General features: G+C 66.4%; 7 protein-coding genes. 3 read left to right on the top strand and 4 right to left on the bottom strand.

The window, feature by feature from the left end:
- The first annotated feature begins 191 nt into the window (after nucleotides 1-191).
- Complete coding sequence (locus ACI944_RS09960; RefSeq protein WP_411718890.1) at nucleotides 192-491, top strand: hypothetical protein; 300 nt, start codon at nucleotides 192-194, stop codon at nucleotides 489-491.
- Between the two features lie 73 nt (nucleotides 492-564).
- On the opposite strand, the gene ACI944_RS09955 is transcribed toward ACI944_RS09960, so the two are convergent.
- Both ACI944_RS09955 and ACI944_RS09950 read right to left on the bottom strand, forming a co-directional pair.
- Nucleotides 565-1,041, bottom strand: a complete 477-nt coding sequence (locus tag ACI944_RS09955; protein ID WP_411718889.1) for a DUF2062 domain-containing protein — start codon at nucleotides 1,039-1,041, stop codon at nucleotides 565-567.
- A gap of 178 nt (nucleotides 1,042-1,219) precedes the next feature.
- Nucleotides 1,220-2,524, bottom strand: coding sequence for an acetamidase/formamidase family protein (locus tag ACI944_RS09950; protein WP_411718888.1), 1,305 nt, complete (start codon nucleotides 2,522-2,524; stop codon nucleotides 1,220-1,222).
- Nucleotides 2,525-2,840: 316 nt separating this feature from the next.
- Between ACI944_RS09950 and ACI944_RS09945 the strand changes: the two genes are divergently transcribed.
- Nucleotides 2,841-4,247, top strand: coding sequence for an MATE family efflux transporter (locus tag ACI944_RS09945; protein ID WP_411718887.1), 1,407 nt, complete (start codon nucleotides 2,841-2,843; stop codon nucleotides 4,245-4,247).
- A gap of 19 nt (nucleotides 4,248-4,266) precedes the next feature.
- On the opposite strand, the gene ACI944_RS09940 is transcribed toward ACI944_RS09945, so the two are convergent.
- Nucleotides 4,267-4,872 carry a class I SAM-dependent methyltransferase gene (locus ACI944_RS09940; RefSeq protein WP_411718886.1) on the bottom strand — a complete coding sequence of 202 codons (606 nt, stop codon included), beginning with the start codon at nucleotides 4,870-4,872 and terminating at the stop codon, nucleotides 4,267-4,269.
- A gap of 59 nt (nucleotides 4,873-4,931) precedes the next feature.
- Entirely contained in the window at nucleotides 4,932-5,336 is a 405-nt protein-coding gene (locus ACI944_RS09935; protein ID WP_411718885.1) for a DUF4864 domain-containing protein, read from the bottom strand.
- A gap of 109 nt (nucleotides 5,337-5,445) precedes the next feature.
- Between ACI944_RS09935 and ACI944_RS09930 the strand changes: the two genes are divergently transcribed.
- On the top strand, nucleotides 5,446-6,718 hold a 1,273-nt coding region (locus ACI944_RS09930), incomplete at its 3' end, for an L-aspartate oxidase (protein WP_411718884.1).

Below are 6,718 nucleotides of genomic sequence, written 5' to 3'. Positions count from 1 at the left end.
CATAAAACTCCCCTTCCGGCCCGGTATCGCTGGGCGTGGAATCCGGCTCGAAGCGGCGGATCGATCTCGGTACCGACTCGGAGAAGAGGACCCGTTCCGAAACGGCCCTGAGCGATGGCAAACTCGCTTCCGAACCACAACGTCTGCCCGGCCGTCACAATGGGTAAGATGATCTTTTATGAAGTACAGCCATGGGGCAGACCGAGGCAGCCGTGTTTGAAGCGGCCGCAAAGCAGGTTCGCGTGGCGAAACAGCACGTACGCGACGGCGAACCAGAAACCGCAAAGACGGCGCTGCTCGAAACCTATGAAGCCAGGGACCAACGAGATCGCCGGTTTGCACCCCCCGACAAGGCCGTCCATCAAACACTCTCTAAGGCCGTGTACGGACTGGACGGCGGGACCCACGACGACGTACAGGAGGCGTTAGACGAGCTACACGAATTATACACCACCGCAGCCGAGCGAAGCAGGGACGCGAGTGATCGCTGATCCGTATCGGCGGGCGGACGCTGATGACGGGTCGAGTGTCACCGGCCCGACTCACGTGAGCGCTCGGCCTCGGTCACTCCGCAAGCAACTCGTCGTCGAGTATCTCTTCGACGAGTTCGACATCGCGTTTTCGGTACTGTGTCACGAGCACGTACACTACGACGTATCCGGCCGCGGCGATGGCGACCCCGATGACGACGAACCCGGAGATCATGCGGGTCGCGACCGCGGTGGCCTCCGCGAACCCGCCCGACGCGGTTTCGGTTGGACCGAGCAACCGCGTGCCGATCCAGAAAGCCGCGACGAACATCGGTGCCTTGACCAGTGGGTTGATGACGAGCGCCGACGAGAAGATGGCGATGGGGCTGATCCGGTCCGACAGGCGGGTGAGGAATAAAAAGAAGACGAGTCCGAGTCCCAGCGAAGGCAGCGTCGTGACGAAAACGCCAATGGAGAAACTCCCGGCGACTTGGTGGGGGGTGTGTTGCTCCGCGAAGGCAGCCTCGAACTCCGCGTACACCCGTTGTCGGTACCGAGACACTCGTCCCATGCTCCTCCGGAACGGGCGGCACAAAAAAGGATATTTCGACCGGATATCCGGCTAAGACCGGGGCCGGAGACACGCACGGGTGATCCACTCCGTCAGCACTTAGATACCGTAGCTTGTTCTCCCCGGCAGCACTTATATACTATATACGGCTTCTACCGGCGATATCCGCCGGCGACAGTTATATACCGTACTGCTCGCGGACGACCCCGTCGAGGCCGCACTCCTCTAGGAGGTCCATCGGCGCCAGCATCGACAGCTGAACGACCCCCGGTAGTCGGGCGATTTCGACCCCACCCGTGAACGTACACCGCCCCCGGACCTCGCCCTCTGTCATCCCGAACAGCGCGCCAGCCCGATCGAAGGCGTTCTCGGTCGCGTCGTTGATCGTCGCCCCCGACCCGACGAACTGAACCGGAGCGGCGTCGCGGAACTCACCGACGCTGTGCTCCGCGGCGAGGGCCGCCCCCGCTTCGCGCTCGTCGTCCGTGTATGGCTTTGCGATGTGGGGCAGATCCGACTCGTTGGGCAACAGCAGCGGTCCGTCGAGGCCGACGTCTTTTATCACCTCGACCTCCAGTTCTGTCCGACCGCTCACGTCGGTCGTGTGCAGCGAGAGTTCGCCATCACCCTGATTGGCGTGAAGATCGCCGACGTACAGCCCCGCGCCCTCGATCTCGACGGGACAGACCAGCGCCGCGCCGGCCCGAACGTCGTTGGAGTCCATGTGGCCGTCGGTGCGGTCCCCGAGGGCCGCCTCGTCCGGCAATCCCCAGTCGTGGTCGGCGTCGATCAGAAACTGCCCGAAGTCGCCGGCGTTGTGCGAGTCGGGAAACTCGCGGCTCGGCGTCGTCCCGATGTTCCCGATAAAGGGACGGAGGCGGCCGAGGGTGCCCGGTATTTCGTCCGGTTTATACAGGAGGATCGGGTGCTGTCGGGAGTGGTCCGGCAGCGCCATCGCTCTCTCGGCGCGCTCGGCGAGGTCGGTCGCGCCCTCGGAGCCCAGGGTAAGGCCGACCGACCGGTCGTCGTCGAAGGCGACGGTGTAGCCGAACTCGAAGCCAAACGAGGAGGCGTTCGCCCCACACTCCGCACAACGAATGGCGTCCTCGCCGATCCCTTTGATGACGCTCTCGGGCCACTCGGTGCCACACTCCGGGCAGACGTGGTCGACGAACGGGTCGCTGCCGAACGCCTCCTCGCGCTCGCGCATACTGCCCGTGCTGGTGGCGACGCTCGTCACCTCGACGTCTTTTATACGGACGACCAATGCGTCGCCCGGTTCGGCACCCTCGACCCGGATCGGCCGCGTGACCTCGTGACCGCCCCGGAAATCCGGTGTGATCATCGGCCCCCAGCAGGCCGGCGGCGTGTGCGTTCGGACCGTGCCGCCGTCGGCAACGGTGCCCGCCCACTCCTGGTCGGGGCCGACGAGACCGAGCGTGTACCGGTCGACTTCGAGTTGCTCTTCAATCTGTTGGGACATACACCGTGTCATTCGTAGACAAAACGCATAAATCCGACTGCCGGACGGACGATCCGGCCGGGCCACCGCCCGACGAACAACCGAAGCCCGAGTCCGACGAGCCCGACCCCCGCCATCCACCGGCGCCCGGCCGCGACGGTGGGCCGGACGACGAGCAGCCGCGGGGCCGGCCGTTCCGGCAGCTCCCGCCCCGGAGCGATCGGACGCCACCCCGCGGTCGGACACCGTCCGGTGACCGGCCGACAGCCCTCGGAACCAACACGGACAGCCGGCCGGAGCCGACAGCGACAAGCGCCCGCCGGCCCAATTACCGCGTGTGTCTCGGATCGGAATCGCCCTCGAAAACGCCGGCATGATCGAGCAGCGTCGGCTGCGGGCGGTGACCGATCTGGCCTGGCCCCGGGTAATCACCGGCTTTGCCATTATGTCGAAACAGGCCGTCGACCTAGCGCTCGTCGGGATCGCACTCGGTTCCGCGGCTGTCGCGGGGTTGGCCTTCGCCGGCGCCTTCTGGCTGCTCGGGAAGTTCGTCGCTATCGGACTGGCGGGTAGTACCGTTGCCTTGGTTTCCCAACAGTACGGGGCTGGGAACGACGCACAGGCCTCTCTCGTGGTTAAACAGAGCGTTCTTCTCACCGTCGCCGTCTCCGTCCCGGTTGCGGCGACGTTCGTGCTCGGAGCCGAACCCCTCGTCGCGCTCGTGGGCGGCGACGCCGGGCCGGCGGCCGTCAGCGACGGCGCGCTGTATCTCTCTATCGCCGCCCTTGGCCTCCCCTTCGAGTTCTTCAATATGGTCGCGAGCCGGACGTACGCGGCGATCGGCGACACGCTCACCCCGATGGTGATTCGCAGCCTCGGCGCGGTGATCAACATCGCCCTCTCGGCCGCGTTGATATTCGGGGCCGGCCTCGGCGTCGCGGGGGCGGCGATCGGGACCGTCGCCTCCCTCGCCGTCGTCACCCTCGCGTTTATTCCGGGGATGATCGGCCGATCCTACGGCGGCCGTAGCTCGCTGCCGGTCCCGATCCGGGCCGAGCGGCCCCACCTCGCCCCTGGGACGATCCGCGAGTTGGTGTCCGTGTCGGGGCCGCTGATCGGCCGGCGGCTCGCGGAGGGGATTGTGACCTTTCCGCTGTTGGCGATCGCGGCGACGTTCGGGCCGGTCGTGGTCGCCGCCTACGCCGCTGCCCGCCGGATCCGGGCGCTCATGGACTGCATCTCGTGGGGCTTTTCGATCGCGGCGAGCACGCTCGTCGGCCAGCAGCTCGGTGCCGACGACGAACACGAGGCGACGGCCTACGGCGCCGCCATCCTCCGGCTGTCGGCGGCGATCAGCCTCGTGACGACGGTCGTCGTCTTCGCCGCCGCTCGCCCGATTGCCGGGGTGTTTGTCGAACCGGCTGAACTCGACGCCGCGACCGCGTTCGTCCGTGTCGCCGCGGCCAGCGCAGTCGCACTCGCGATCAAGGCCTCGGCGACCGGCGTGCTCCGCGGGGCGGGCGACACGCGGATTCCGTTCTACGCCGCCCTGCTCGGGCTGTACGTCTTTGCGCTCCCGGCGGCTGCGCTCGGTCCGATCACTGCCGTCGGCGTCATCGGGCTCTACGCGGCCCTCGTCTTCGAGGCGGCGATCCCGGCGCTCGTGACGCTGTGGCGGTTCCGATCCGGCCGCTGGCGGGCGGTGAGCCGCCAGTATCGGCCGACACCTCAGGCTGGCGACTGAGGACGCGGCGTCTCCCCCGTCACTCCGGGCGGGCGATCACGGCGACGAGCGGGTCGCTCTGTGGCCGCTCCTCGATGACCTCTGTGACGGCGAGGCCGCCGGCCCGGCAGTACGATTTGACTAGCTCCCGCCGGCCCTCCATGTCGGCAACGCGCCACGCACGAACGGCCTTCGTCGGGAACATCCGGTTGGTGAAACTGACGACAAGAGCGCCGCCGTCGAGCACGCGGGCGAACTCGGCGAATACACGACCCGGATACTCGAGATACTGAACGGAGAGCGCGCACAGCACGGCGTCGAAGGCGTCGTCAGCGAACGGCAGCGACTGTTCGGCGTTGAGATTTCGACAGACGGACTCGTCGAGCGCGTCGTTGGCCGCCAACTCCGCCTCGTTGAGCCCGTGGCCGACGACGCGATCGTACGATTCGTCCGGAAGGTGCGATACCCAACTGCTCATCGCGTCGAGGATCCGGTCGCCGGGTTCCAGCACCGACGCGTACGTCTCGGTAAGTCCCCGGAGAAACCCCTCATCGGCATGCGTGACGAATCGCGGGCTGTCGTAGAACGCGTCGTCATCGCCCGAATCGAGCTTCGTCCGTTCGAGTTCGGAGAGGACCGACTGCATACCGATTCGTACGGGCGTCGCGGACAAGACGGTGGCGTCCGCCGAACGGTTCGCCTCGTTCAAACGATCTGAACGGAGTCGGTCATCCAGCACCCTCGGAACGCGCCGGTCGACTGGACGGAGAGCCCAAACTCGTAGGTGACAGTCCGGCCGCTTTCCCCCGTGATTGTCACCCGCTGTTTGGCGTAGTTTCCCGACCGCTCGACAGGTCCGCTGACGGCTTCCTCAAAGTCGATCATGACGCAGTACCGTTCGGACTGGACCATCCGGACGAACCGATCGAGCGGCCCCGTCGACCGACGGTTGGCGGGTGAGGCGAAGTTGTACGCCGTTTGGATACCGGCGTTCTCGTGGGGTTCGTCGTTCCGCCGGAGCGCGTCGAGCTGTGCCGAGACAGCGTCGTCGGCCCCGTAGTCCGGGTCCGGAGTCGGACGGTCTTCGATCGGGTGGTCGGATTCAAGCATGTGTATACATATGTATCAGCGTGAGTGCTACGGACTGCATGATATAAGAACCGTTGGTTCGCGCGCACGCGCGCGAGGGGTTAATTAGTGTTGAGCCCGTATTATATGTATGAACCGAGACGAAGCCGCAAGCGACGGGCGGACGCCGGAGTACGAACGCGTCGACGTATCGGTGCTCGTCGTCGGGGCCGGCGCGGCCGGCGCCAGAACGGCTATCGAACTCGCGGAGCAGGGCGTCGACGACGTGTTGGTGCTCGGCAAGCGCGGCCACGGCGACGCCCACACGACGTGGGCCCGCGGCGGCATCAACGGCGCGCTCGGGACGCACGATCCTGAAGACAGTCCGGCGATCCACGCCGCCGACACACTCAATGAGGGCCACTTCGTCAACGACCCTGAAAAGGTCGAGACGGTGACCGAACAGATGCCCGACCGACTCCGGGAACTCGACGAGTGGGGCATGGAGTTCTCCCGAACGGAGGACGGCGAGATCGACCAGCGCTTCTTTGGCGCTCAGTCGTTCCGCCGAACCGCCTTCGCCGGCGACCACACCGGCGAGTCGATGTTGAACACGCTCGTCGAGAAGGCGCAGTCACTCAAGATACCGTACCGCGAGAACGTAATGATCACGAAACTCCTCTCCGACGACGAGGAGTGCTCCGGCGCCGTGGGGTTCGACATGGACTCCGGCGAGTTTCTCGTGTTCAACGCCGGAACGGTCGTCCTCGCGGCGGGCGGCCACGCGGCCATCTACAACCGTCATACCTCCCGCGACGACGAGAATAACGGCGATGGCGCCGCACTCGCCTATGACGCGGGCGCGACGCTCATGGACATGGAGTTCGTCCAGTTCCACCCGACTGGGATGGCGGTCGACGAGGACGACCCCGAGTGGGAGCCCTGGAGCGGCCGATTGGTCACCGAGGCCGTCCGTGGCGAAGGGGGACGCCTCTACAATGCCGAGGGCGAGCGATTCATGGAGCGATACTCGCCGGATCAGATGGAACTCGACGCCCGCGACGTCGTCGCCCGGGCGATCGCACAGGAGGTCGCCGAGGGCCGCGGCGCTGAAAACGGCGGGGTCTCCCTCGACATCTCCCACCGTGACGCCGAGTTCATCGAAACACGGCTCCCGCGGATGTACGAGCGCTTCATGGACCTCGGGGTCGATATGGCCGAAGAACCGGTCGAAGTCGCCCCGACGGCCCACTACGGGATGGGCGGCGTCAGCGTCGACGAGTACGGCGAAACCGATATTGACGGGCTGTTCGCGATCGGCGAGACGATGGCCGGCGTCCACGGGGCGAACCGACTCGGCGGGAACTCGCTCGCGGAGACGGTCGCCTACGGCGTCGTCGCGGGCGAGCACGTCGCCGAGCGGG

The organism is Natronomonas sp. (assembly GCF_046710025.1).
Taxonomy (GTDB): domain Archaea; phylum Halobacteriota; class Halobacteria; order Halobacteriales; family Haloarculaceae; genus Natronomonas.
The sequence above is the reverse complement of the archived record's forward strand: the minus strand, read 5'-3'. Positions and strand labels throughout refer to the sequence as shown.

Excerpts from the sequence above, each read along its gene's own strand:
- ACI944_RS09940 (WP_411718886.1), bottom strand. The coding sequence starts at position 4,872 with ATGCAGTCGGTCCTCTCCGAACTCGAACGGACGAAGCTCGATTCGGGC.
- ACI944_RS09950 (WP_411718888.1), bottom strand. The coding sequence starts at position 2,524 with ATGTCCCAACAGATTGAAGAGCAACTCGAAGTCGACCGGTACACGCTC.
- ACI944_RS09935 (WP_411718885.1), bottom strand. The coding sequence starts at position 5,336 with ATGCTTGAATCCGACCACCCGATCGAAGACCGTCCGACTCCGGACCCG.
- ACI944_RS09955 (WP_411718889.1), bottom strand. The coding sequence starts at position 1,041 with ATGGGACGAGTGTCTCGGTACCGACAACGGGTGTACGCGGAGTTCGAG.
- ACI944_RS09960 (WP_411718890.1), top strand. The coding sequence starts at position 192 with ATGGGGCAGACCGAGGCAGCCGTGTTTGAAGCGGCCGCAAAGCAGGTT.